Source organism: Specibacter sp. NPDC078709 (assembly GCF_040686795.1).
Classification (GTDB): Bacteria; Actinomycetota; Actinomycetes; order Actinomycetales; family Micrococcaceae; genus Specibacter.
Window position 1 is genome coordinate 1 of sequence record NZ_JBFBLU010000017.1, and the last position, 24252, is coordinate 24252.

A 24252-nucleotide genomic window follows, 5' to 3' on the forward strand; every position below is an offset into this window, starting at 1 on the left:
AGCCCGGTTGATTTCCGCAGCCGACTTATTGTTGCCGTGCAGGCCCAGGTTTTCAGTGGTCGCCCGAACCAATTGGTTCGGGCCACGCCGCTATAGTCATGCTGGAAATATCAATCAATCTTAGGGAAGCACTACAACAGGTTGGAGCTGCGCACGCCCTTGTAGTCCATGTCTCCGGCAGCCTTCATGGTGGCCCGCAGTTCCTTGGGCAGGGAGAACAGGATGTCTTCCTTGGCGGTCACCACTTCTTCCACGGCACCGTACCCGTACTGGTTCAACAGGTGCAGCACATCCTGCACCAGGACCTCGGGAACGGACGCGCCACTGGACACGCCAATCGTAGCGGCACCAACAAACCAGGACTCATCAATTTCGGCGGCGAAGTCCACCCGATAAGAGGCCTTGGCGCCGTATTCCAGCGCGACCTCCACGAGACGGACTGAGTTCGATGAGTTGGCGGAGCCCACAATAATGACCAGATCTGCTTGCGGTGCGATCTCCTTGATGGCACCTTGGCGATTGGTGGTGGCGTAGCAGATGTCGTCGCTGGGCGGGTCCTGCAGTTTCGGGAACCGTTCGCGCAGAATTTCAACAATCTCCATGGCTTCATCCACGGAGAGCGTGGTCTGGGAAAGCCAAATCAGGTTCTCGGGGTCCGCGACCTGGACCGTGCGCGCCTCTTCCGGATTGTTCACGATCGTGGTGCTCTCGGGGGCTTCCCCGTACGTGCCTTCCACTTCCTCGTGACCTTCGTGCCCAATGAGCAGAATGTGCTTGTCTTCCTTGGAAAAACGCACGGCTTCCTTGTGGACTTTTGTCACGAGGGGGCAGGTGGCGTCAATGGTGCGCAGTCCCCTATCGGCAGCGGACTGGACCACAGCTGGTGAGACGCCGTGGGCGGAAAAGACCACCAATGCACCCTCGGGAACTTCTTCGTTTTCTTCCACAAAGATGACGCCCTTGGCTTCCAACGAGGTGACCACATGGACGTTGTGGACAATCTGCTTGCGCACATAGACGGGCGCACCGTGGTGCTCAAGAGCCTTTTCGACGGCGATCACGGCGCGGTCGACGCCGGCGCAGTAACCGCGCGGCGCTGCCAGAAGGACGCGCTTTTCTCCGGTGACCGGGGCGGCGGCAGCCACCTCTTCGGGCGGCCTGCGACGACGCGGAACGACGGGCATGGACAAGGAAACGGCAGTGGTGCTCATATCCACTATCCTACGTGGTGCGCCGCCGCTTAAGCATGAGAGCTGCACCACCGGCGGCCATCATCACCGCGGCGATGACAAACGTGACGGTGATTCCGCCTTGCCAGCTGGCCCGAGCCAGCGCCCCAAGTTGGATCCCGAATTGTTGCGCCACCTCCGGCCCCACAGCCATCCCGACCAACGCGCTCTCAACCCACCCCGAACCCAACAACCACAGCAGTGCCACGGCGGCAAGACCGGCACCACCGAGGATGAGCGTCAGTGCATGGCGGCGAGCCACAATCATTCCCAGAACCAGAAGGTCGACGGCGATGAACACCATCCAGCCTGACCAGCCTCCCAGCTTGGTCGTCAAGGGTAGCGCTTGAGCCACCTTGGGCTGGTCCACACTGATGACCACGTCTTTGGGCGTGGGCAAAGGAACACCAAGGTTCGCAGAGACGTTCGCGGCCACCAGTTCCACCAACGGGGCAATATCGAGCTTCAGATCACCCTGCACATTTTGATTCCCGGCAGCATTAAAGGTCAGCTCATGGCTTCGTTGCAGAGTCTTGGTCCACGCAGCCTCATAGCCGGGGTCGGTGTGCAGAGACCTCGCCGCCGAAGTAATGATGGCCCCAGCGAGCTCGTTCAGCTGCGGTGACAGGTCCAAGGACCCGGTGACATGATCGGCAGCCAGCGCGGATAGGCCCTCTTGAAATTCGCTGTTACTGCCTAGGGGTCCGGCGAGCTTGGTAAATCCGGGCCCGTCTACAACATTGCGTTGCAGCCAGAGAGAAGGCCCGGCAATCGCAGCGAGCAGCAGTGCCGCAATAACAAGAAGTGCCGAAACTGCAGTGCGCATGAAATGTCCCTCAACCACAAAAACTGCTCCCAATGATTCCTCATAGTAGTTCATGCCTGTGGATAGCCGCGTTCGCGTGTCGGTGCCTAAAGATAGAGTTGTTCTCAAGTAACAAACCAATAGCAAAACCAACAGCACTAACAAGCAGCACAACTAGACCAGGCTGACACCCAGGAGCAAAGGACGGCGAAACTTTCATGACGGAACCACCGGAGCGGAAGGTCCTAGCACCCACGGCGGCGGACACAACTCCAGATAACCCGTGGCCGTTGCAGCTGTTGAGCCAGAAGCTCAAGACCCACATTGAAAAAGCTCCTCCCGCATGGGTTGAGGCTCAGGTGATCGAGCTAAACAAGCGCGCCAATGTCAGCTACCTGACCTTGCGCGATATTGATGCAGAAGTGTCCCTGAGTGTTACGGTGTGGGGTTCTGTTTTGAGCCGGTTGGAGGCTCCGCTGGAACGCGGTTCCCGTGTGGTGGCCCAGCTCAAGCCTGATTTTTGGCTCAAGACAGGGCGGCTATCCATGCAGGGGCAGGACATTCGCCCCGTCGGGCTGGGTGACCTGCTCGCCCGGATCGAGAAGCTGCGCCAGGCGTTGGCCGCCGAAGGACTCTTTGACCCGCGGCGCAAGAAGCCGCTGCCCCTGCTCCCGCACCGGATCGGCCTCATCACGGGGCGCAATTCTGACGCTATGAAAGATGTTCTGCGCAATGCCGCACTACGCTGGCCCGCTGTAGAGTTTGAGGTCCGCGAGGTCGCTGTTCAGGGCGTCAACGCCGTCACCAGCGTCATCGGAGCCCTCGAAGAATTAGATGCCGACCCCCGTATCGATGTCATTGTCATCGCCCGCGGCGGCGGATCACTCGAGGACCTCCTGCCATTTAGCCATGAATCGCTAGTGCGCGCAGTGGCTGCGGCACTGACCCCCGTGGTCAGCGCCATTGGTCACGAGGCTGACAGGCCACTCCTGGACGAGGTGGCCGATCTCCGCGCTTCTACCCCGACAGATGCTGCCAAGCGCATTGTTCCTGACGTTGGCGAGGAACTGCGACGCGTGGACCAGGCCCGCACCCAGCTCAACCGCCGTATCAGGGAGATGCTGGACCGCGAAGCCGAACGGCTGGCCTATCTGCGTACCCGACCCGTTTTGGCTAACCCACAGTCCATGCTCACTGCCAAGCACGACGACGTCGCAGCCTTGGGCGGCCGGGCTCTGACCGCGGTACGCACCCAAGTGGGGCGGCATTCGGACCAGCTAGTGCATCTGCGCGCCCAAGTCCGCGCCCTGTCACCGCAGAAAACACTGGACCGTGGCTACGCCGTTGTCCAGCTGGACGACCGGAGCATTGTCAGGTCTTCCGAGCAGGTCAACGCCGGAACACTAGTGAAAATTCGTGTAGCGGTCGGCGATTTCACGGCCACCGCCACCAGCACCACCGCAAGCTCCACCACATCCACAGACACCTCCACAGACTCAAAGGAATCCGTATGAGCCCCGCAGCAGCCACAGTCCCCAACTCAGACATCGCAGATCTCAGCTACGAGCAGGCCCGCGAACAGCTCATGGGCGTTGTCAACCAGCTCGAAGCTGGCAGTTCCAGCCTCGAAGATTCCTTGGCTTTGTGGGAGCGCGGCGAAGCCTTGGCCAAACGCTGTGAAGAATGGCTCGAAGGCGCCAAAGCCCGCCTCAACGCAGCCCGCACCGAGGCCGAATAACACCCGCCCGGGGTGCTGCAGTGCACTGAAATACGGGGGCTACGAAATTCAGTGCACGGCAGCAACCAAGCGCGAGCGTCAGCGTTGGGCTTTAGGCGTTTTTTAGTCTGGCGCGTTCTGTAGCCAGATCGAAATCACCAGCTGGCCACTGCAAATTCAATCCCCCCAACGCCTTGATGAGAATCTCTTGGACGGCCATGCGGGCGTACCATTTCTTGTCGGCCGGGACCACGTACCACGGCGCGGTTTCCGTGCTCGTCTTCTCGAACACCTTTTGATAGGCATCCATATACGCCCCCCAATGGGAGCGTTCATCAAGATCCGTGGGACTGTACTTCCAATACTTCGTGGGATCCTGGAGTCGCGCAGTGAGCCGTTCCAGCTGTTCTTCGGGGCTCAGATTCAGCATGATCTTCACGATCGTGGTTCCTGACGCCGCCATTTCTTCTTCAAAATCATTGATGGCCTGGTAGCGCCGTTCCAATTCCGTCTCATCAGCCCAGCCGTGAACGCGGTGAATCAGCACGTCTTCGTAGTGGGACCGATCAAAGACCCCTAGCATCCCGGGTCCAGGAACAGCCGGCCGCACGCGCCACAGGAAATCGTGGGCCTTTTCTTCATCAGTCGGCGCCTTGAAGGTGGTGAGCTTTACCCCTTGCGGATCCACGGCGCCCACAACCCGGCCCACAATGCCGCCCTTACCTGCTGTATCCATAGCTTGCAGTATCAGCAGTGCGGATTTTTTCCCACCAAAGCGACTTTCGGCAAATAGCTGCTCTTGCAGTTGGGCTAAAACTGGCGCCCGCTCCGCCAAGGTGGCGGCGCCGTCGGCCTTTTTCCCGGTGTACCCGGGAGCGGCGTTGGTGGGCTGTTTCGCCAAAGAAAAGCCCTGTTTCACGCGCAGGATCTTGGACGGGTGATCAGTAAAACCAAGCGGCAGGGACACTGTGGGCCTTTCCTAGGGTTTGTACGTGCTCAGGAACTCGGCAATCCGCCCAATGGCTTCTTCAAGGTCCACAACATTGGGCAAAGTGACAAGGCGGAAATGGTCTGGCTGGAGCCAGTTGAACGCCCGGCCGTGGGAGATCAAGATCTTTTGTGACTCCAACAGCTCCAGAGCGAACTTCTCATCATTCTTGATGGGGTACATCTCCGGGTCAAGCTTGGGGAACAAATACAGCGCGCCCTTGGCCTGGTTGACCGAGACACCCGGAATGTCGTTGAGCATGCGGTAGGCCAGATCTCGCTGCTCAAGTAGCCTTCCGCCTGGCAGGATCAGGTCATTGATGCTTTGATGCCCGCCCAAAGCTGTCTGGATCGCGTGCTGCCCTGGCACGTTGGCACACAGGCGCATATTCGCTAGCAGGTTAATGCCCTCTAGATAATCCGCAGCGGCAGCCTTGGGCCCAGAGATGGCCAGCCACCCGGATCGGAAACCACAGATCCGGTAGGCCTTGGACAGCCCGCTAAACGTCATGCACAACACATCATCGCCTGTGAGGCTGGCTGTGTTGATGTGAATGGCGTCCCCGTAGAGGATCTTCTCGTAAATTTCGTCCGAGAACACCACCAGATTGTGTTTGCGTGCCAGATTGATCATGCCCGTCAGAATGTGGTCCGGGTACACAGCCCCCGTGGGGTTGTTGGGATTGATGATGACAAGGCCCTTGGTCTTGGGCGTAATTTTTGCCTCAAGATCATCCAGATCCGGCCACCACTCGTTGTCCTCATCGCACAGATAGTGGACGGGCCTGCCTCCGGCAAGGCTCACCGAGGCCGTCCACAAGGGGTAGTCCGGCGCGGGGATCAGCACTTCGTCGCCGTTGTTCAGCAGGGCCATCAGCGACAGCGTGATGAGTTCGCTGACCCCGTTTCCCAAGTACACGTCATCGACATGGATGTTCTGGATGCCGCGTGTTTGGTAGTACTGCACCACTGCGGTGCGGGCGGAGAAGATTCCGCGGGAATCCGAGTAACCCTGGGCGTGTGGGAGATGGCGGATCATGTCCACCAAAATCGCGTCGGGCGCTTCGAACCCAAACGGCGCGGGGTTGCCAATGTTCAGTTTGAGGATCCGGTGGCCTTCAGCCTCCATCTGCTGCGCTTTCTGCAGCAGGGGTCCACGGATGTCGTAGAGAACGTTGTGAAGCTTGGTGGACTGGGTGAATTCTGCCATTTATCCAATATGGCATACCCGGGCCCTGAATTTGAGCTGGAATCGGCGCAGTGTCCGGGCCAATGCCAATCAAGTGGCTTGATGACGGCCTTAGGAGCTGGCTTTGACTAGTCCCACCTGGATCAGCCATGCCGTGGCTACTTCGGACAAGTCGCCGAAATACCGGTCTTGGGCCAGCCGGTTGAGGTTAGCTAATTCCTCTGTTGAGAGTGCGCCACTGACCTTGTTGAGGATGTCCTGAACCTCGGCCGGAACCTTGTTCTTATCGATCAGCAGAACCACGTTTTGTGCCAGGAAAAGATGCTTGGTATCTGTCAGCGACACCAGTGCGTTGTCGGCTATTGCGGGCGCGGAGCTGTGGATGTCGGCAACCTGGATGTCATCGCGCAGGAGCGCCCACAGGAGGTCATCACGGCTGCCATCGAACAGCGGTTCCAAGGTCACATACTTCTTTGGCACGCAGTTATAGTCGCTGCCCAGCCCTGCCAGTCCCCTGCCTTTTTCCTGGAACCCAGCCGGTCCACCCAGCAACAGCTTGTCGCAGACTTTGGCTAGATCCTCGATGGACTTAAGTTGGTACTTTTCGGCCGTGGCAGCGGTTACCACCAGGTTGTCCACGTCTTGGGACTTAGCAGCATCCAGCACACTGATGCCTTCGGGAACCGCGTCTTTAAGGGCGCTGATGACCTCCGTTGGGGTCTCTGCCGTAGTACTGGGGGCCAAGGCGGTCAGTAGCTCGCGTGAATAGCCCGGAGCAATGTCCCCGTTTCCTGCTGCCAATCCGGAGAGCTGATCCTGTGGTGTCGCCGGCGTAGCTTCCACCACAGCCTTGATCCCGGCCGCCTTGAGCGCCGCCGCGTACACCTGCGCCACCAAGGCACCTTCCTTGGCGTTTACTCCAGAAGGAGACAAGGGAGCGGAAATAGTTAGCTCAGGCGCCTCCGCAGACAGCGAGTTGCTGGGGATCGTGACGATAGGTTCGGGAGTGCAGGCGACAAGAGTGCCCAGAACCATGTACGCGCTGAGTGCAGCGACTAACCTCTTGCGCACCTGAAACTCCCTGATTCCCTGGTATTAACTGCCGTGATGACAGTTTTTGTTGAGTACGGGTTACCCCAAATCCTCAACATACGTTACCCCGACACCACCCAAATTCGGCTGCTCGTGGATTTCACCGTGGGTTCCCCCATGTTCCAACTCAAACACCGTGATCTTGTTTGCGCCAGCCTTGAGCAGCGGTGCAGGAATATATAGCGTCACCTGCGGACCCACTTCCCAAAAGCGGCCCAGCAAGAAGCCGTTGACCCACACCATACCCTTGCCGAAGCCGGGCAGGGCGAGGTAGCTATCTGCCGGTTCGTCGATGTGCAGTTCACCATGGAAATAGCCGGGGCCCGCAGCAGCAGACTCCGCATCCGCTGTTGCCACAGCACCTGAAGTAGCGGAACTTTCCGGCTCACCGACATGATCCGGCGCCCCACCGAGCGAAAGCAACTCCGATAGTGGCCTGTCCAAGTTGATGGGCCGCTGCTCCCAGTGGAAGACGTAGCGCTGATTGATCAGGACGCCGTCTAGGATGCCTTTCCCTTGGCCAAAGAGCGGTCCGTAATTGATACGTCCTTGGTTCTCGACCAAAATTTCCAGTGCGGTCACACCACCACCAGTGGTCACCTTCAAACCATCCGCACCATTGGCGTCCGTCAGCACCCCCGCGAACCGCCCGTTAATCCAAAGGTAGGCTCGGTCGTGCAGCCCACGGACTTTAACGGTGGCTTCGCCTACGGGCAGTACGGCTTGAGCGCTGTAGTGGACTAGGCCGCGGTCGAGCCCAAGTTTTTCAAAGGATAGCGGTTTGACGCTCGGCACAGGCTCGATGGCGCGTACAAAATCGAGCAGTTCCGTCCCTCGGAAAAGGTCAAACTTGCTTGCAGGGACCACGGGCGCAGGCCGGTCCAGATGAGCTGGAACAGGCGTCAGCTCGCGTCCAGAAGCTCTAAAGAAAGCTTCACGCATGGCGTGGAACTTTTCGGTCAGGCGACCATCTTCGGCAATGGGTGCATCCGAGTCATAGCTAGTGACTGTGGGTTGGATGGCTCCATCGTGGTTCGCACCGGAACCTAGACCAAAGTTGGTGCCACCATGGGCCATGTACAGGCAGATTGACCCGCCAACGTCAAGGATCTTCTTTGCTTCGGCAGCGGCATCCTTGCCGGTGCGGGTGTGGTGGTCCTCTCCCCAGTGGTCAAACCAACCGTTCCAGAATTCAACATTAAAGAAGTGTTCACCCGGGCGCCGACGCTCCCAGACGACATCGGCTTCGTCGCCGCGGGAGCCGAGAGTTGCCGTTGCCCAGGTATCTGGCAGGGCACCGCCGTCAAGGAAGTAGTCTGTGCCGCCGTCGGCTGTAAAGAGAATCTCGGTGATCCCACGGTCAAGGAGCGCCTTGCGGTTCCAACGCAAATATTCCTGATCATCGCCGTAGCTGCCGTATTCATTTTCAATCTGGACCGCCACCACGGGTCCGCCGTTGCATGCCTGCAGAGGCGCAATGACAGGCAGTAAATGATCAAACCAGCCTTCCACCGCGCTGGTGAACAGCGGGTCCGAGGAGCGCAGCACCATCTCTGGATCGGAAATGGCCCAGGCAGGGAAGCCTCCGTTGTCCCATTCGGCGCAAATATAGGGCCCGGGACGAACAATAACATCCAGTCCAGCATCGCCAGCCATCGTGATGAACTTGGCTAGGTCCTTCCACCCGGTGAAGTCGGGGGCCACATCCGCAGAAGGCTGGTGGAAGTTCCAGGCCACGTAGGTGTCCAGAGTATTGACACCCATGGCAACCATGCGCTCTATCCGGTCTGGCCACTGCTCCGGGTGGATCCTGAAATAGTGCATGGCGCCTGCGATGATGCGGTGCGGGGATCCGTTCCTGAAAAGCTTGCGATCCGAGTAGCTAAGCGCCGGCGTTGGTGTCAGCACAGCCGACCCCTCCGGCGAGGGTGCGGTGCTGCCGCCGGCAGCACCTGGCGAGGTCACAAACGTAGACAACTAAACTCCTGGAACTAGGTCCGACGCAGAAACAGCAACGCAGTTATGGATAACAATCCTAGGCGCATGTTGCCGGAAGTAATAGCAGAACCCACCAATTGCATGCGAATTCGGGATATGTTACATGCTAACAACTAGACTGGCTTCCAAAATCGCTCCTCACGCTTCCGAAATCACCCCTCACGCTTCGCGCAGGCCGCAAGGCCCCTCCACCCCAAGGAACATCATGAGCACGCAGCAATATGAACGTGGTCCGGCAATGCGGGACGTCGCAGCTGCTGCGGGAGTGTCCGCACAGACCGTGTCCCGAGTTCTCAACGAGCACCCCAATGTGCAGGACGGCACACGCCGGCGAGTACTCGCGGTCATTGACGAGTTGGGCTACCGCCGCAATAACACGGCTCGCGCACTGGTAACTGGACGATCAAAGACCATTGGCGTGCTGACCCTAGCCACCAACAACTATGCACGCTCATCGTTGGCGCTGGGTGTTGAATTGGGTGCCCGCGAGGCTGGCTACACCGTAAATTCGGTAACCTCCAGCCTCAGCTCTCAGAGCGTCATCGATGCAGTAAGCAGGTTGGTGTACCAGGGTGTGGATGGCATCATCATCGCTGCACCGCTACAAGAAGCCGTGGAGCAGGTGGCAAAGATTACTGCCCGCATCCCCACCGTCAACACAGATGGCTCAGCCGGGTTGGGTGATCGCGCGGTGGGCGTGGACCAGGACATTGCCGCCATGGTGGCCACCAAACACCTCTTGGATCTGGGCCACAAAACCGTTTGGCATCTCGCTGGCCCGATTGAATGGTCCGATGCTTCCAGCCGCCTGAACAGCTGGCGACGTACCCTGCAGGAGGCTGGCCGCGAGGTCCCCCCGGAACTGCACGGAGATTGGAGCCCGGAATCGGGTTACCGCAACGGACTCATTCTGGGGCGGATGCCCGAGGTGACGGCCATCTTTGTGGCCAGTGATGAAATGGCTTTTGGGGTCATCCGGGCCCTCACTGAGCTGGGCCGGCGTATTCCTGAAGATGTCTCCGTGGTCGGCATCGATGACATTGATTTGGCTGCTTATTCCACCCCACCGTTGACTACTGTGCGGCAGTCCTTCGAGGACACCGGACGCCGTGCGGTACACCGGCTCGTCGCTCAAATCACCAATCCGAAAATTGCTACCACTGCGGACATCGTGGCACCCACCCTGGTTGTGCGGGCAAGCACCGCTCCCCCGCCCGCCGGCTGAACCTATTTTCTAAGGCCCGTCTTCTAGGCCCGTCGGCTAATCAAGCGACTGCGCCACCAGAAGTGGGATGCCAAAAATGGGGTCCTGGCTCAGGATCTGGACCTGGTCCAGCCCGTGCTGGGCCAAATGGGACCGGAAGGCTTCCTGCAACGCCGGAACGTTACTGCCCATGCCACTACCCAGCACCACCGGACCGGCAATCTTTAACTGACTGGCAACTTCTGCGGCCATCTTGGCCAAATCTGCGCCTGCACGGTCCACCAGAACCAACGACTGCTCATGGCCGCTGGCGGCTGCTGCGAAGATGACAGGGGATGCCGCAGCCCAGTAGCGCCGGGACGTTCCGTGGTGGAAATGGGCAATCAGTGACTGAGGCTCGGCCAGTCCGCAATAGTCAAGAAGTGAGGCCGTCAGCTCGTCAACGGGCTCCCCGGCGTCCATCCGCCGCAGGCTGTAACGCACGGCTTCGCGAGCCAGCCAGTAACCGCTGCCTTCGTCGCCCAGCAGATAGCCCCAGCCCCCGGCTCGAGCCTGTTCACCCGAATCGTTGATGCCCCAGGCCGCAGAACCCGTTCCGGCAATGACGGCCACCCCGGATGTTGCACCGGCAGCCGCCAGCAGCAATCGGGTGTCATGCACCACCTCGACCTGAGCCCCCGGGACGAAAGGTGCGATGAGGCTCCTCAGTGCGGAGGCGTCCTCCTCCGTATCAACGCCACCGGCACCGGCCAGAACATGCGTGGCACCATCCACTTCCAGCTCAGCGAACAACGCGGCCATGTTCGCAACGGCCGTTTCCGGGCTGACGTTTTGAACATTGGTGCTACCAACACTGGAATCGCTGGTCACCACGCCGTCACTCCAGACGATTCCACGCGTCTTCGAGCCGCCAATATCCAGGCCCACAAAACGTGAGCGGGCAGAGCGCGAGTTCAAGGTGTTTTTGTTCACACCCCTAGACTAATGCCATGTTTAACACACCCCTGATTGCGGCACCAATGGCTGGCGGAACCACGACGGCGGCACTCGCCTTGGCCGCCCAAGGTGCCGGCGCCTTTGCTTTCGCAGCCGGCGGCTATAAAACCGCTGAACAACTCGCCCGGCACATTGCACCCTTGCGCGCCACAGGCGGTAACTTTGGTGTGAACTTGTTTGTGCCGCGAACAACGCCGCTGGGAGCAGATGCGGCAGCCCGCTTGGCGGCTTACCGGGTCGAGTTGCTGGCCACGGCTGCCCGATATGGCGCAGAGGTACCTCTCGCTGCGCCGCCGCAGGAAGATCCGCGGGTGCAAGATTACTGGGACGAAAAAATTGCTCTCCTGCTCGCGGATCCGATTCCCATGGTGAGTTTTACCTTTGGTCTGGCTCCGGCCGAGGTGGTCTCCCGGCTACATCAGGCTGGGACGCGGGTAGTCGCCTCCGTGACGTCGGCCGCTGAAGCGGTGGCAGCGGTAGCCACCGGAGTAGACGCCTTGGTGGTTCAGCACACCAACGCAGGCGGGCACACCGCGGCGTTCTTAGCGGCTGGCGGCCCATCAGCCGAGAATACCCGGACCGGAACACACCTCACCCTTCCTCAATTGCTGTCCGAGGTTCGCTCTGCTGTGAGCGTGCCATTGGTTGGTGCCGGCGGTGTCAGTGGCCCCGCTGAAGCCAAAGCTGCCTTGGCCGCTGGAGCCACGGCTGTGGCCATCGGCACCGCGCTGATCCGCACGGAGGAGAGCGGCGCGCGGCCACTTCACAAGGACGCCCTGGCCGACCCCGGCTACACCCGTACGGCCATGACCCGTGCCTTTACCGGCAAGCCGGCCCGCGCCTTGGTCAACGGTTTTGTCCGGGATCACACTGCTACGGCTCCGGAGGCCTATCCCGAAGTACACTTCCTGACCGCCCCGCTCCGGGCCGCCGCGGCTGCAGCGCAGGACCCTCGGGCTTTGAATCTCTGGGCGGGAACCGGCTGGAAATCGGCTCAGGCCGTTCCAGTAGCCGCTGTGGTGAAAGAATTCCTGCGCGAACTCTAATCCGGCTACCGCGTCCAACCGCGTTCCACCCACACCGCACAGGCCCCGCCACCGCCACCGCATAGACAGCGCAATAGTTCGGAAATTTGCTAGTATAGCGAACTAACGGACGTTACAAACGAAAATGTCCCCGCTAAGCACGCATACCTTGGAGGATCCCATGGCATCACCAGCGAAGAACGTTCGGCGCGAGCAGACCCAGGCCGGCCACCACGCCGAGCCGCTGGACGCCGTCGACCGTCAGATCATCGACACTCTGGTGGCTGATGCGCGGATCACCAACCGCGATCTGGCCGACACTGTGGGAATTGCGCCGTCCACCGCCTTGATGCGTACCCGTGCCCTCATGGAACGCGGCGCCATCGAAGGTTTTGAAGCCAAACTGAATCTGGCCTCGATTGGCCGCGCTGTGCAGGCACTCATCGCGGTTCGGTTGCGCGCCCATGACCGGGAAGAAATTGACACGTTCACCGCCCGTGTTCCGCTGCTGCCCGAGGTCCTTTCCACCTTCCACACCTCCGGATCCGTGGACTACCTCCTGCACATTGCCGTCCGTGATACCGATGCGCTCCGCGACTGGGTGCTGGATAATCTGACCACCGATCCTGTGGTGGGGCACACCGAGACCACCCTGGTTTTCCAGCACATTCCAGGGCACACCGGTCCACTGGATTAGCCGCGGCACGCAAATGGCACCCACCTGACCCATAATGGGCAGGTGACCATCATTGACAACGCCGTGTACGTCAACGGCAAGCGCTTCGCCGATCCCATCAGCCTCGAGCAGACCTACGAGGTCATGGACGCCTGCGGCGGCATGGCCTGGATTGGCATGTTCCGCCCCGATGAGGCGGAGATGACGTCTCTTGCCGCCGAGTTTTCGCTGCATGAACTTGCCGTGGAAGACACCATCATGGCCCACCAGCGCCCCAAGCTGGAGAGGTACGACGACGTCCTCTTCACCGTGCTTCGGCCCGCCAGATACATCGATGAGAATGAATCAGTTGAGTTTGGCGAGCTGCATGTCTTCACCGGCAAGGACTTTGTGGTCACCATCCGCCACGCGGAAACCCCAGGCTTGTCCTCCACCCGCACCCGGCTCGAGGCCGATCCCGCGCTCTTGGCCATGGGCCCGGAAGCTGTTCTGTACGCGATCATGGACCAGGTGGTGGACGATTACCAGCCCGTGGTCAACGGTCTGGAAAACGACATCGACGAGATCGAGGACCAGCTATTTTCCGGCGATCCCACTGTTTCCCGGCGCATCTACCAGCTCTCCCGCGAGGTCATTCAGTTCCAGCGGGCCATCCACCCGTTGCGCGACATGCTTGATCGACTCAAGGGCGGCTTTGACAAGTACAACGTGGACGTTGAACTGCAACGCTACCTGCGTGACGTCGAAGACCATGTTGAGTCCGTTACGGCACGGGCGGATTCGTTCCGACAGCTGCTGCAAAACGCTCTGACGGTGGATGGCACGCTGACAGCCAACCGGCAGAACGAGGCGAACGCGGCAGAGAGCGAGCAGATGAAGAAGATCTCATCCTGGGCCGCCATCTTGTTCGCACCCTCATTTGTGGGCTCTATCTACGGCATGAACTTTGACAACATGCCGGAACTGCATTGGGCGTTTGGCTACCCCTTTGCCCTGGTTCTGATGTTCCTGGTGGGCTTCATCATGTACATCATCTTCAAAAAGAAGACGTGGCTGTAGCTACAGCTGCACTCACGTACGGGCGAGGGCGGCAATGTCCTCAAGGAAGTCGGCAGCGACGGCGTCACTGACAGTAGCTTTCGTCTCGGCAATCGTCTCCAGATAGTCGGCCGTCACCGGGCCCCGCACCTGCGGGTTTTTCTCGGATGAGTCTCCATCTGCGGAGGAGTCTGCACCTGCGGCAGCACCGGGCCCACCTGAGGAGGCACCGCCGTCGAACATGGCCTTTTCCAGAGCACGTTGGGAGGCGCTGCGAGCGGCGAACTCAATGTCCGCCGGAGAGAAGCCGGTGCTGGCAGCCACGAGCGCCGCTACATCAATAGTGGCCACCACATGAGCGGGGATGAAGCGGTTCCACATAGCGGTGCGGGCCTGCTCATCAGGCAGCCCGATCGGGATCACGTAATCGAAACGTCCGTGGCGCAGGAAGGCCGAATCCAGGGACCGGATGAAGTTCGTGGCGCACACCAGCAGGCGGCCAGGCTGGTCACGGAAGGCCGGAATGATCTTCAGGAGCTCGTTCGTGACCCCTTGCATGGGCGACGGCGGCTCCCCCGAACGCTGCGAGGCAATCTCTTCAACCTCATCAATAAACACCACAGCATGCTCCAGCTCGGCGATGTCCAAGAAGGTCTGACGCAGAGCCCCGGCCAAACCGCCTGGCTCGCCCGCCAGCCGGGACGGGAAGACCTCCACAAAGGGCCACTCCAGCCGTGAAGCTATCGCCTTGGCGAAGGTGGTTTTCCCTGTCCCAGGAGGACCAAAAAGCACCACGGCGCGGGGCGGCACCACCCCGAATTCCTCGGCCAGATCGGACTCCGCCAGCGGCAGTACCAGGCGCCGCTCAAGCAGTTCCTTTTCGGCAGTCATACCCGCCACCCGATCCCAGAGATCCCGCGGCAAGACCCGCCCGCCGAGCTCCTCTAGGGCACCGAGTTCGGCACGCTGGACGGGGATGTGCCGTTCAAAGTAACGCAGGTTCTTCTTGACCACAAAGCCCCGGTTGGTGAACGCCTCCACCCGGGTTTCAGTTTCCGGCATCAGGGCTGAGAGCTTGTTCAAGCCATGAGCGGCCATCCGATTTTCGACGGCGGCCAGCAGCAGCGTGCCGATGCCTCGGCCGCGGAAGGGCGGCAGCGTGGCCAGGAAGACAATCCACCCTTGATCGTGAGCGGCGCGGCCAACAGCCGCCCCCACAATCTGATCGCCTTGGACGGCCACCACCGCATGGTCTTTTTCGCAGGAGGCCAGCACTTCGGACAGATCGTAAACCGGCTGCACACCATTGTCGCGTAACGCCTGCCACAGCTGCAGAATGCCTTCAACATCTTGTGGATGGAAATCCCGGATGGCCCATGGGCTCATAAATCTGCCGCTCCTTTGCGTTGATCAGTCCCGCCATCTTGGCACTGTGAGCCATGTCATGGCAAAACCAGAAACAAAACCATCCACTACGTGCGCTGTACAGGTCGAACACTGACGCCGATTTATAGATTTATAGAAAGCTGGGCTCATGAGCATTGACGTTGCTACCGAGATCGACCTCCACAACGAACTTATTCTGGACGGCGAAACCGCCGCGGCTCTGTTCCTAGAAGCACGCACTGCCAATAGCTGGTCGGATGAAGAAATCAGCGACGAGACGCTGCAGGCTGTTTACGCCCTGACCAAAATGGGTCCGACCGCCATGAACATCCAGCCGCTGCGCATCTCCTGGGTCCGCTCGGAAGAGGCTCGCACTCGTTTGGTGGAGCACATGGGCGATGGCAACAAGGCCAAGACCCTCACCGCACCCATGGTGGCAGTGCTGAGCTACACGAATGACTGGCACGATCTGCTGCCCACCACGGCACCGCACATGGCCAAGATGATCCCCATGTTTGAGGGCAATGCTGACATGCGCAAGACCATGGCTGTGAATAACGCACACCTGCAGGCCGGCTACTTCATCCTCGCCGCCCGTTCAGCAGGACTTGCCGCCGGCCCCATGACAGGCTTTGATGCAGCAGGCATGGATGCCGAGTTCAACACAGGTACTCCGTACAACTCGTTCATGGTGGTCAACCTGGGCAAGCCCAACGGCGTCGTTGACCGCGAACGTCTGCAGCGCCTCGAATTTGAGCTAGCCACCGTAACGTTGTAATAATCCATTTCAGCCTTATGGGCTGTTGTGGGATAAATTCTCACCCAGCGCGTCGCCCCTAGTTTTTCATGAGGGACGGCGCGCTTTTTACTGCCCCAGGTCCCTGCCCGAGCCCCTTCGGCGGCATCGGTCCCTATCGCGGCATCGGCCCCTCCAGTACTGTCTGCTCGTCCCGGGCAGTTGTCCCAACTCCAGCGGCGGCGCTCACCATTGAAGGGGGTACATCACCGCACAAGCGGCGTAGGCGGGGCTAGACTGGCGCCATGAACGCACATGCTCCCGCCCCTGTTACAGTCACTGTCACCGGCGCCGCTGGCCAGATCGGTTATGCGTTGCTTTTCCGGATTGCGTCGGGGGCCATGCTGGGCCCCGACGTACCGGTGAAACTGAATCTGCTAGAAATCCCGCAGGCTGCCAAAGCCGCTGAAGGGACAGTCTTAGAACTGATGGACTGCGCGTTCCCGCTCGTGGCAGCTTTGGAGGTTTTCGATGATCCAATCAAGGCGTTCGACGGCGCCAACATCGCCATGCTGGTGGGCGCCCGTCCGCGTGGGCCGGGTATGGAGCGCGCCGATCTTCTGAGCGCCAATGGCGGCATCTTCTCGGTCCAGGGCCGGGCATTGAATGCTGGTGCGGCACCCGATCTCAAAGCCGTGGTGGTGGGCAACCCCGCCAATACCAACGCCCTAATTGCGGCGTCGCACGCACCCGACATCCCGGCGTCGCGCTTCACAGCACTGACCCGACTGGATCACGATAGGGCCGTGGCGCAGCTGGCTGCCAAGACAGGATACCCGGTTTCGCACATCAAGAACGTGGCCATCTGGGGCAACCATTCGGCTACCCAATACCCCGATATCAGCCACGCCACGGCAGGCGGAGTGCCCGCCAGCTCGTTAGTGGCGGAATCTTGGGTCGCCGAGGAGTTCATCCCACGGGTAGCCAGGCGCGGAGCCGAGATCATCTCCGTGCGCGGCGGATCATCGGCCGCATCGGCCGCCAACGCTGCCATCGAACACATGCGTTTGTGGGTCCATGGCACCCCCGAAGGCGATTGGACCAGTATGGCGGTCCCCTCCGATGGCTCCTACGGCGTGCCCGAAGGACTCGTCAGTTCATTCCCGGTCACCACGGCAGACGGCAGTTACAGCATTGTGCAGGGTCTGGACATCAGCGAGTTTTCCCGCGCCCGGATTGACGCCTCCGTGGCGGAGCTTCAGTCCGAACGGGACGCCGTAGCCGAACTCGGATTACTCTGAGCTAGCTACTTCGGTGCTACTTCTTCCGTCCTTTAGCAAAGTAGGCAAGCGGTCCGGCGAAGTTAATGAACGACGCCGCCACCCACCCCGCTTTTGATCCATTGACCTGCGCTGGGCTTCTCCGTGCGATGTCTCGCAACGCGGCTGCCTGCAACGTCATCTGGAGAGCCCCGGCGGCAACAATCATGCACCGCCGCACTTGGCTCAATTCTTTCCATTGCGTCTTCATGACCTGATCCTTAATCCTTTGTAGTTTTCTATGGCCTCGCGCGTGTTCAAAGACTCGTATGTTCAAAGACCCAAGGCAGCGTCTTAGTGATGAGCCTGTGTCGCGCGCCGGGGGCTGCTGCTAGACCATCCGCGGCTGGGTAGGCTTCGTCACCGGCCCAGAGCACTCCGTCTGGGCGGATTCCCGTTTCGGATACCAGAAGGTGACTGTTGTAACGTGTGGCGGCGCCTACTCTGGCGCCTGCCAACGCATCCGCTACGGAGGCAACGCCGTCGAGGTTGTGCAAAGTGACCCAGGTGGGAGCCACCAGCGTCATTTCTCCCCGGGCATGCTGGTCAAGTGCCTGGGCAGGCGTGAGCCAGGCGTAACGGTCGTGTTCATCCGGGTTGAGCACAATTTTCCCAGGCGCTGCCTGAGCCACCATGAACCAGGTGCGGAACCGTCGCGGGATGGCCTGCATGGGCGTCCACTGCGAGACCCAGATCAGCTCCTCTGGTGTGAGTTGCTGTCCGGTCTCTTCTTCCAGCTCACGCAGCCCGGCCACCCGGGCCGCGGCAAGCTCATCCAACACTCTGCCAAAGCCGTCGACGCGGTCTGCGGGGTCAACCTTCCCGCCAGGGAACACCCACGCACCCCCAAAGGAGCGACTGTTGGTGGGCCGCTCCAGCATCAACGTCTCCAGGCCTGAGCCGCCGTCACGCAGAATGACTACGGTGCAAGCATCTTCCAACGGTGCAAGCGGTGCAACTGTCTCCATGCAGACAGCCTATCCATTGCCGCAGTCAATGCATGCGCGTAGCCTGCAAATTATGAGTGCAGCTCATCATGACGTGTCTGGACAGCCACGGTTGCAGGGCGCCGTCATTGATTGTCTCGCTGTCCCGATGCCGCACTTGAGGATTTCCCAGGCATCACGAAAGGGGCTGGATCATGTCGATGAATGAGCTGGCTGTTGAGGTCACGGGCCTGCAGAAACGATTTGGCAAGACCCCCGCCTTGGCTGGCTTGGACTTACTCGTGGAGCAGGGCAGCGTTGCTGGATTTCTTGGGCCCAACGGCTCTGGAAAGTCGACCACCATCCGCATCCTGCTGGGACTCTTGAAGTCCGACGGCGGCAGCGTGACTTTGCTGGGCGGCGATCCTTGGCGTGACGCCGTCGAACTTCATCGACGCATTGCCTATGTGCCCGGAGAGGTGAGCCTGTGGCCCAACCTCACAGGCGGGCAGATCATCGACATCCTGTCCCGCCTCCGTGGTGGTGTCGACAACACCAAGCGCGATAGTTTGCTGGCGCGCTTTGAGCTCGATCCCACGAAGAAGGCACGCAGCTATTCAAAGGGAAACCGGCAAAAGGTTGCCCTTGTGGCGGCTCTGAGCTCTCATGCCGAGCTGTTGGTTTTGGATGAACCCACCTCCGGCCTCGACCCATTGATGGAGCAGGTCTTCACCGCATGTATTCAGGAGGTCAAGGCGGAGGGTCGCAGCGTGCTGCTGTCCAGCCATATCTTCGCCGAAGTGGAGAAACTTTGCGACACCGTCACGATCATCAGGGATGGCAAAACCGTTGAGTCTGGACGGCTGGACGCGTTGCGTCACCTCCACCGGACCACGGTCTCGGTGGTGTTAGACCAAGATGCGTCGGTGTTGGCCGCGGTGGCGGGCGTGAACGATCTCGTGGTTACTGGCACCCACGCAACTTTCACCGTGAGTGAAGATGATTTAGGTACGGTGTTGTTGGCGCTGTCGAACTATTCGCCGCATAGTCTACTTTCCAGCCCACCCTCGTTGGAGGACTTGTTTTTGCGCCACTACGATGGCACGACTGCACGGACTTCGAGATCACGATGAGCAGCGCGAGCACTCCACGCGCGGTTGCACAGGTCCTGCCGCGGTCAAGGGCCACAACCGGATTTTGGCTCTGTGCCCGGTTCATCCTTCGCCGCAATTGGCTCCGGTTGGGCATCTGGGCCGCGGTCTTGGCGCTGATGATTCCCGTTGTCTACGATTCCCAGCAGCAGGCTTTTCCCACCCAGGCTGCACGCAATGCCTATGCTCAAGTGGCCAATACTCCAGCGGTGGCAGCGTTGACGGGGTTACCATACGCTGCCGGATCTTTGGGCGGCATACTCGTGATCAAGATTTGGATGACCTTGGCGGTGGCACTGGGCTTCGCTTCCATCTTTCTGGTCACCCGCAACGGCCGGGCAGATGAGGAGATTGGCCGTACCGAACTCTTGAAATCCTCGGCTATCGGCCGTCACGCCTACAGCACGGCAAACTACGCGGTGGCAGGTGGCCTCAGCCTCCTGACGGGAATGCTGGTCTCTTTGTTGTGCCTATTTGTGACGCTGCCAGCGGCCGGCTCCTTCGTCATGGGCGCGTCCATTGCTGGCACGGGGCTGGCCTTCGTGGGCGTTGCGGCAATCTGCGGGCAACTGAGCTCCACGAGTAGGGGCGCCAATTCGCTGGGAGTGGGATTACTGGCCGTGTTTTACTTCATCCGCGCCGGGGCAGATTTACAGTCCAGCGGGGTTGATCCGAGCACCCCGACGCCCAGTGCCCTTAATGGCAGCACCTTGAATCTCGGCGCCGGGAATCTCGGAGCCGGGAATCCCAACATCTTGAGCTGGTTCTCACCCATTGCTTGGGCGCAAAATATGAGGCCCTATGGGCAAGATACGTGGTGGCCGCTGCTGGCTCTGGTACTGCTGGCAGTGGGCTGCTGCGTGCTCGCGCTACGTCTTGAAAGCATCCGGGATTTGGGTAGCGGTCTACTCCCTGATCGTCATGGACCGTCCCGCGCGTCAGGATTTTTGCTTGAGCCTGTGGGGCTCGTGTTGCGGCTGCAGCGCAGCGGTCTGGTGGGCTGGTTTGTTGGCGCCATGGTTGCTGGAGTGTTCTTCGGCGGTGTTGCCCGGGCTATGACAGACGCACTTGATCCCACCAACCCCTTGGCCCGGTCCTTTGTGGGCACTTCCGACAGTTTGCTCGACGGTGTTCTGAGTATCTTTGTGCTCTTCAACGGTTTGCTCGCCGGAGCCTTTGCGGTGCAGTGCCTCTCTGCTACTCGAGGCGAAGAGGCCAGCGGGCGCCTCGATGCTCAACTGGCCGGAGCGCTCTCGCGCTACAAGTGGTTGGGCGCACAGATACTGGTGGCTGCGATTGGTTCCGCTCTCATGTTGCTGATCGGCGGATATCTGACAGGTGTTTCCTCGCAAGGCGCGGCCACGGGCAGTCAGCTGGCGGGCGCATCGCTCCTCTACTGGCCGGCCGTGCTGCTGATGATGGGCGTGATGCTTTTCCTGACGGGGTTTGCGCCCCGATGGACCATCAGTATCAGCTGGGCCGTATACGGCGCCTCGGTGCTAGCGGCCATGTTCGGGAATCTGTTCTCACTGTCAGAAGCCACCATCAGGGCTACCCCCTTCGGTGCGGTCCCCCGTTTACCTGCAGACACGTTCATGCTGCTACCGCTCGTAATCCTTGCACTCTTGGCCGTAGCACTGGCGACACTGGGCATCGTGCAGTTTCGACGCCGCGATCTGAGCCCCGATTTTTGAGTCACCAGCAGAAGCCGAAGTTCCAGTCAGTAGCCCGGCTTGCTGACTTTCTCGTAGGCCTGCAAGGTAGCGGTGGCCTTAGCAAGGAAATCATCCACCTGATCTTGGTCGTAGCCGTTGCGAAACTTGGTGACGGCGAAACGCTGTTGGACCACCTCTGCAGCGAGGATTGTGCCCGGACGGCCGGACTCCCATTGAGCGAGGGCGTTATGCAGACTATCGAGAAAATCGTCCACCTCTGCCAGCTCGTAGCCGGCCCGGAACTTTGTCAGGGAAAACTTGACGTTATTTGCTTCCGAGCTGTGCATGTTTCTCCTCTGTAATTTTGCGTACATTCTTGATCTGTTATTGCGCCGCCAGCAATGCCGCCTTGGCCAGCGGGCCGCCCGTGATGGCACCCAAATCCCCGTCTTCGACAAAGACCGCCACGGCAATGTCACCCTGAGCGGCAATGACCCACGAATGGGTGCGTGGCGGGGTATCTGTGCCAAACTCGGCCGTTCCCGTCTTTCCAATCGCTTCGGCACCAGGCAGATCTGCAAGGGTAGACAAGTAGCCATCAGTCACTACCGCCCGCATCATGGTGCGCAGGTCACCGGCTTCTTTCGCGGTCAGGGCAGCACCTTCGGCGGGTTTCGCTTTGCCGTCATGGCCGTCCACAAGAACGGGAACAACCACTGCACCCTTGACCATGGAGGACATCATGGTCGCCATTGCCAGCGGCGAGGTTTGCACTTTTCCCTGTCCGATCAACGACGCTGCATGCTCAGTTCCCTTGGAATCACGCGGCACAGCGCCCATATAGGCGTCCAAGCCCAGATCATTGACCATGCCGATCCCCAAAGCGCCAGCTGCGTCAGCCAGGTTCTCCTGCGAGAGTTTTTCAAACTGTGAGACAAAAGCGGTATTGCAGGAATGTGCGACGGCGGTTGTCAAGGACACCTCACCCGTCACCTCGGGCGCATAGCCGGGTGCATTGAGGAACTTCTTGCCGTCGGCAGTGAACTCCGGAGTACAGCTCACTGTTGATTCCGGGCCCATGCCCATGCGCAGCAATCCCAGCGACGTAGCCATCTTGAAGGTCGAACCCGGAGCGTACTGTCCCAAGAACGCCGTGTTGTAACCGTTGCTGTCAGGGCCATTCGCAGCGGCCAAAATTGCCCCGGTGGAGGGGCGCATAATAACAATTGCACTTGGCGTTCTTACACTGTCCAGCGCCGCTTCTGCTGCACTTTGAACGCTGGGGACCAAGGTAGTTTTCACGTCTTTGCCCTTGATGGGGTCGACAGAGAAGAGGGTCCTCGGTGGTGCGGTGGGCTCAATGGGTGAGGCCCCGGCGTCGTCCGTGGTAGTTGCAGTAGGAGCGGCACTAGTTGCGGAATTAGTTGCGGCAGCGGGAACTGCGCTGACGATGACCCCAGCGGTACCGGAGAGTTGCGCGTCAAAAGCCGCTTGCAGGCCACCGGTACCGACCATCTGGCCAGCAACAATCTTGCCCTCCGACTTTTCGATGTCCTCCGCTGTGGCCTCATGCACCGTCCCAAGAATCGCTGAAGCAAAGGTTCGAGACGGCGCCAACGGCATGGTGTCCGGCACAACGAGGATTCCGGGGACTGATTTGAGTTTGTCCTGGTCCAACGCCTTGAAGGCATCCTCACGCAAGGTGATGGCGTCAACGAAGGCTACAGGGCCGTAGGCTTTGACCTTCGCTGCGTAGACTGCGGCGTCAATGTCCAGGACCGCCGCCAACGCCTTAGCGGAAGCGGCGGCTTCTGCCTCGTTTAGGCCGTCCTTGTTGATCCCGACAATGTGTACTGGTCTGTCTTTCACGATGGCTTCACCGTCGGCAGAGAGAATTCCCGCCCGTTCACTCTCCTTGGTGCTGATCTGGAAACGCTCCCCGGTTTTGAGATCCGGTTGAACCATTTCTGTTGACCAGGTGATGACCCAGCCGCTTCCGTCGCGCTTCATATCGGCACCGGTGGAGTACGTCCAAGTTTTTTCAACCTCGGGCAGTTTCCAGGTGTAGTCCAGTGATACGCGGGCGGTGTCTTCGCTGACTTCCACCCCGCTGACTGCGACCGTCGGCCACACCGGATCAATGCCTTTGGCAAGCTCGGTCAGCTCGTTTTGTACGTCTGATGCGGGCTTGTCGAAACTCAAATCGCCCACGGTGTGGGCTGTCAGTGCCTTAGCTAGGGCATCGGCCGTGGAGCTACCGTCGTCAGGTGCGGAACAGGCATTTCCGCCAACAACGAGTCCAAGGACTAGCAACAAACCGGTGATACGACGAAACATGAGCTCCCTGACGTAGTTTGAGATTCAGCCTACCGCTCTGCCGTGCTGGGTTTGGCGGTCACTGGCCTGGATATGAATGAATACTGCGGTGTCGACCGTCCTCTGGAGTAGACGTTGGTCTCTCTGGACGAATGGCGGTTGTCCAGCCGGGTAGTCCTGCGCCAAACGACTGGCTGTATGGCTAGTTTGTCGGTTTTTTGGTGGTTTTGCTGATGAGTTTTTTGAGCCATTTCGGGTATTCGGGCCTGTCTGGTTCGGTGTTCAGTGGTGGCCGGTACTTGCCACTGGGCGTGATCCAGCCGATCCGTCCGTCTTTGGTGAGTTGTGGTGTCCAGCCACGGAGCTGGATCCCGGCCCGTTCTGGTTCATCAATACACCGCCGACGGCCACGGCGGTTCTTATCGTCCTTGAAGTGCCTCATCAGATGATGGCGTTTACACGCCGGGCGCAAATTCGCCATGGTGGATGGTCCGCCGAATTCAAAAGCCCTCAAATGATCCAACTCCGTATCCATCACCGGATTAGGACAATTCGGTACATAACAACACCCAGCCAAAGCCTGCAACACCGCCCGTTCCGCCGCCCGCAACCTATACCGTTGCGGCTCCAACGGTAACGCTTCCCCCGTAATCGGATCAGTCAATACCCGCAAGAACGAAGACCCATTATTCAACAACTTCCGAGCGATCTCTGCGCCCGTATGGTGATTTGGGACAGGGTTTAGGAGAATCTGTTTCATGTCTAATCGTCGTAAGTTCAGTCCGGAGTTCAAGGCCGAGGCTGTTG

Annotated in this window: 23 protein-coding genes; 10 read left to right on the top strand and 13 right to left on the bottom strand. The window is 59.9% G+C overall.

What is annotated here, in order from left to right:
• Positions 1–131: 131 nt before the first annotated feature.
• Positions 132–1211 (bottom strand): 4-hydroxy-3-methylbut-2-enyl diphosphate reductase, encoded by a 1080-nt coding sequence (locus tag AB0P14_RS17655; RefSeq protein WP_363845393.1) that lies wholly within the window; start codon positions 1209–1211, stop codon positions 132–134.
• Positions 1212–1221: 10 nt separating this feature from the next.
• Entirely contained in the window at positions 1222–2055 is an 834-nt protein-coding gene (locus AB0P14_RS17660) for a hypothetical protein (RefSeq protein ID WP_363845396.1), read from the bottom strand.
• Between the two features lie 197 nt (positions 2056–2252).
• Here AB0P14_RS17660 and xseA point away from each other — a divergent pair, with 197 nt between their 5' ends.
• On the top strand, positions 2253–3548 hold the full coding sequence (gene xseA, locus AB0P14_RS17665; RefSeq protein WP_363845399.1) for an exodeoxyribonuclease VII large subunit: 1296 nt from the start codon (positions 2253–2255) through the stop codon (positions 3546–3548).
• On the top strand, positions 3545–3772 hold the full coding sequence (locus tag AB0P14_RS17670; protein ID WP_363845401.1) for an exodeoxyribonuclease VII small subunit: 228 nt from the start codon (positions 3545–3547) through the stop codon (positions 3770–3772). Before xseA ends, AB0P14_RS17670 begins: the two co-directional genes overlap by 4 nt.
• A gap of 91 nt (positions 3773–3863) precedes the next feature.
• On the opposite strand, the gene AB0P14_RS17675 is transcribed toward AB0P14_RS17670, so the two are convergent.
• The 4 genes from AB0P14_RS17675 to AB0P14_RS17690 all read right to left on the bottom strand — a co-directional run bounded on the left by AB0P14_RS17675 (position 3864) and on the right by AB0P14_RS17690 (position 8996).
• Positions 3864–4718, bottom strand: a complete 855-nt coding sequence (locus AB0P14_RS17675) for a polyphosphate kinase 2 family protein (protein ID WP_363845404.1) — start codon at positions 4716–4718, stop codon at positions 3864–3866.
• Between the two features lie 12 nt (positions 4719–4730).
• Complete coding sequence (locus AB0P14_RS17680) at positions 4731–5948, bottom strand: pyridoxal phosphate-dependent aminotransferase (RefSeq protein WP_363845407.1); 1218 nt, start codon at positions 5946–5948, stop codon at positions 4731–4733.
• A 90-nt stretch (positions 5949–6038) separates the two neighbouring features.
• Positions 6039–6998 (bottom strand): ABC transporter substrate-binding protein, encoded by a 960-nt coding sequence (locus AB0P14_RS17685; RefSeq protein ID WP_363845409.1) that lies wholly within the window; start codon positions 6996–6998, stop codon positions 6039–6041.
• Positions 6999–7058: 60 nt separating this feature from the next.
• Positions 7059–8996 carry a beta-galactosidase family protein gene (locus AB0P14_RS17690; RefSeq protein ID WP_363845412.1) on the bottom strand — a complete coding sequence of 646 codons (1938 nt, stop codon included), beginning with the start codon at positions 8994–8996 and terminating at the stop codon, positions 7059–7061.
• Positions 8997–9222: 226 nt separating this feature from the next.
• Between AB0P14_RS17690 and AB0P14_RS17695 the strand changes: the two genes are divergently transcribed.
• Entirely contained in the window at positions 9223–10242 is a 1020-nt protein-coding gene (locus AB0P14_RS17695) for a LacI family DNA-binding transcriptional regulator (protein WP_363845415.1), read from the top strand.
• Positions 10243–10278: 36 nt separating this feature from the next.
• Here the strand turns inward: AB0P14_RS17695 and AB0P14_RS17700 are convergent, their stop codons facing one another.
• The gene (locus AB0P14_RS17700; protein WP_363845418.1) at positions 10279–11193 is read right to left on the bottom strand and encodes a BadF/BadG/BcrA/BcrD ATPase family protein; all 915 of its coding nucleotides are present in this window, start codon (positions 11191–11193) and stop codon (positions 10279–10281) included.
• 17 nt (positions 11194–11210) lie between these two features.
• Between AB0P14_RS17700 and AB0P14_RS17705 the strand changes: the two genes are divergently transcribed.
• The 3 genes from AB0P14_RS17705 to corA all read left to right on the top strand — a co-directional run bounded on the left by AB0P14_RS17705 (position 11211) and on the right by corA (position 13977).
• The gene (locus AB0P14_RS17705) at positions 11211–12263 is read left to right on the top strand and encodes a nitronate monooxygenase (protein ID WP_363845420.1); all 1053 of its coding nucleotides are present in this window, start codon (positions 11211–11213) and stop codon (positions 12261–12263) included.
• 160 nt (positions 12264–12423) lie between these two features.
• Positions 12424–12939 carry an Lrp/AsnC family transcriptional regulator gene (locus tag AB0P14_RS17710; protein WP_363845423.1) on the top strand — a complete coding sequence of 172 codons (516 nt, stop codon included), beginning with the start codon at positions 12424–12426 and terminating at the stop codon, positions 12937–12939.
• A 42-nt stretch (positions 12940–12981) separates the two neighbouring features.
• A complete protein-coding gene (corA, locus tag AB0P14_RS17715) occupies positions 12982–13977 on the top strand; it encodes a magnesium/cobalt transporter CorA (protein ID WP_363845426.1) in 996 nt (331 codons plus the stop codon).
• 12 nt (positions 13978–13989) lie between these two features.
• Here corA and AB0P14_RS17720 read toward each other — a convergent pair whose 3' ends face one another.
• The gene (locus AB0P14_RS17720; protein WP_363845428.1) at positions 13990–15342 is read right to left on the bottom strand and encodes a GNAT family N-acetyltransferase; all 1353 of its coding nucleotides are present in this window, start codon (positions 15340–15342) and stop codon (positions 13990–13992) included.
• Positions 15343–15490: 148 nt separating this feature from the next.
• On the opposite strand from AB0P14_RS17720, the gene AB0P14_RS17725 reads away from it, so the two are divergent.
• Positions 15491–16120: a malonic semialdehyde reductase gene (locus AB0P14_RS17725; protein ID WP_363845430.1), complete on the top strand. Its 630-nt coding sequence runs from the start codon at positions 15491–15493 to the stop codon at positions 16118–16120.
• Between the two features lie 263 nt (positions 16121–16383).
• Positions 16384–17379 carry a malate dehydrogenase gene (locus AB0P14_RS17730; protein WP_363845433.1) on the top strand — a complete coding sequence of 332 codons (996 nt, stop codon included), beginning with the start codon at positions 16384–16386 and terminating at the stop codon, positions 17377–17379.
• 16 nt (positions 17380–17395) lie between these two features.
• Here the strand turns inward: AB0P14_RS17730 and AB0P14_RS17735 are convergent, their stop codons facing one another.
• Together AB0P14_RS17735 and AB0P14_RS17740 are read right to left on the bottom strand one after the other, a co-directional pair.
• Entirely contained in the window at positions 17396–17608 is a 213-nt protein-coding gene (locus tag AB0P14_RS17735; RefSeq protein ID WP_363845436.1) for a PLDc N-terminal domain-containing protein, read from the bottom strand.
• 46 nt (positions 17609–17654) lie between these two features.
• On the bottom strand, positions 17655–18365 hold the full coding sequence (locus AB0P14_RS17740) for an NUDIX hydrolase (RefSeq protein WP_363845439.1): 711 nt from the start codon (positions 18363–18365) through the stop codon (positions 17655–17657).
• A gap of 173 nt (positions 18366–18538) precedes the next feature.
• Between AB0P14_RS17740 and AB0P14_RS17745 the strand changes: the two genes are divergently transcribed.
• Positions 18539–19456, top strand: a complete 918-nt coding sequence (locus AB0P14_RS17745; RefSeq protein ID WP_363845442.1) for an ABC transporter ATP-binding protein — start codon at positions 18539–18541, stop codon at positions 19454–19456.
• Positions 19457–19563: 107 nt separating this feature from the next.
• The gene (locus AB0P14_RS17750; RefSeq protein WP_363845445.1) at positions 19564–21168 is read left to right on the top strand and encodes an ABC transporter permease; all 1605 of its coding nucleotides are present in this window, start codon (positions 19564–19566) and stop codon (positions 21166–21168) included.
• Between the two features lie 26 nt (positions 21169–21194).
• On the opposite strand, the gene AB0P14_RS17755 is transcribed toward AB0P14_RS17750, so the two are convergent.
• The 3 genes from AB0P14_RS17755 to AB0P14_RS17765 all read right to left on the bottom strand — a co-directional run.
• Positions 21195–21476 carry a DivIVA domain-containing protein gene (locus AB0P14_RS17755; protein WP_363845448.1) on the bottom strand — a complete coding sequence of 94 codons (282 nt, stop codon included), beginning with the start codon at positions 21474–21476 and terminating at the stop codon, positions 21195–21197.
• A gap of 37 nt (positions 21477–21513) precedes the next feature.
• The gene (locus AB0P14_RS17760) at positions 21514–23466 is read right to left on the bottom strand and encodes a penicillin-binding transpeptidase domain-containing protein (RefSeq protein WP_363845451.1); all 1953 of its coding nucleotides are present in this window, start codon (positions 23464–23466) and stop codon (positions 21514–21516) included.
• Positions 23467–23647: 181 nt separating this feature from the next.
• A partial coding sequence (locus AB0P14_RS17765; protein ID WP_363845454.1) for an HNH endonuclease signature motif containing protein occupies positions 23648–24252 on the bottom strand: 605 nt, incomplete at its 5' end.

Coding starts and splice junctions, on each gene's coding strand:
- AB0P14_RS17655 (WP_363845393.1), bottom strand. CDS start 1,211: ATGAGCACCACTGCCGTTTCCTTGTCCATGCCCGTCGTTCCGCGTCGT.
- AB0P14_RS17660 (WP_363845396.1), bottom strand. CDS start 2,055: ATGCGCACTGCAGTTTCGGCACTTCTTGTTATTGCGGCACTGCTGCTC.
- xseA (WP_363845399.1), top strand. CDS start 2,253: ATGACGGAACCACCGGAGCGGAAGGTCCTAGCACCCACGGCGGCGGAC.
- AB0P14_RS17670 (WP_363845401.1), top strand. CDS start 3,545: ATGAGCCCCGCAGCAGCCACAGTCCCCAACTCAGACATCGCAGATCTC.
- AB0P14_RS17680 (WP_363845407.1), bottom strand. CDS start 5,948: ATGGCAGAATTCACCCAGTCCACCAAGCTTCACAACGTTCTCTACGAC.
- AB0P14_RS17695 (WP_363845415.1), top strand. CDS start 9,223: ATGAGCACGCAGCAATATGAACGTGGTCCGGCAATGCGGGACGTCGCA.
- AB0P14_RS17705 (WP_363845420.1), top strand. CDS start 11,211: ATGTTTAACACACCCCTGATTGCGGCACCAATGGCTGGCGGAACCACG.
- AB0P14_RS17710 (WP_363845423.1), top strand. CDS start 12,424: ATGGCATCACCAGCGAAGAACGTTCGGCGCGAGCAGACCCAGGCCGGC.
- AB0P14_RS17720 (WP_363845428.1), bottom strand. CDS start 15,342: ATGAGCCCATGGGCCATCCGGGATTTCCATCCACAAGATGTTGAAGGC.
- AB0P14_RS17725 (WP_363845430.1), top strand. CDS start 15,491: ATGAGCATTGACGTTGCTACCGAGATCGACCTCCACAACGAACTTATT.
- AB0P14_RS17730 (WP_363845433.1), top strand. CDS start 16,384: ATGAACGCACATGCTCCCGCCCCTGTTACAGTCACTGTCACCGGCGCC.
- AB0P14_RS17735 (WP_363845436.1), bottom strand. CDS start 17,608: ATGAAGACGCAATGGAAAGAATTGAGCCAAGTGCGGCGGTGCATGATT.
- AB0P14_RS17740 (WP_363845439.1), bottom strand. CDS start 18,365: ATGGAGACAGTTGCACCGCTTGCACCGTTGGAAGATGCTTGCACCGTA.
- AB0P14_RS17745 (WP_363845442.1), top strand. CDS start 18,539: ATGTCGATGAATGAGCTGGCTGTTGAGGTCACGGGCCTGCAGAAACGA.
- AB0P14_RS17755 (WP_363845448.1), bottom strand. CDS start 21,476: ATGCACAGCTCGGAAGCAAATAACGTCAAGTTTTCCCTGACAAAGTTC.
- AB0P14_RS17760 (WP_363845451.1), bottom strand. CDS start 23,466: ATGTTTCGTCGTATCACCGGTTTGTTGCTAGTCCTTGGACTCGTTGTT.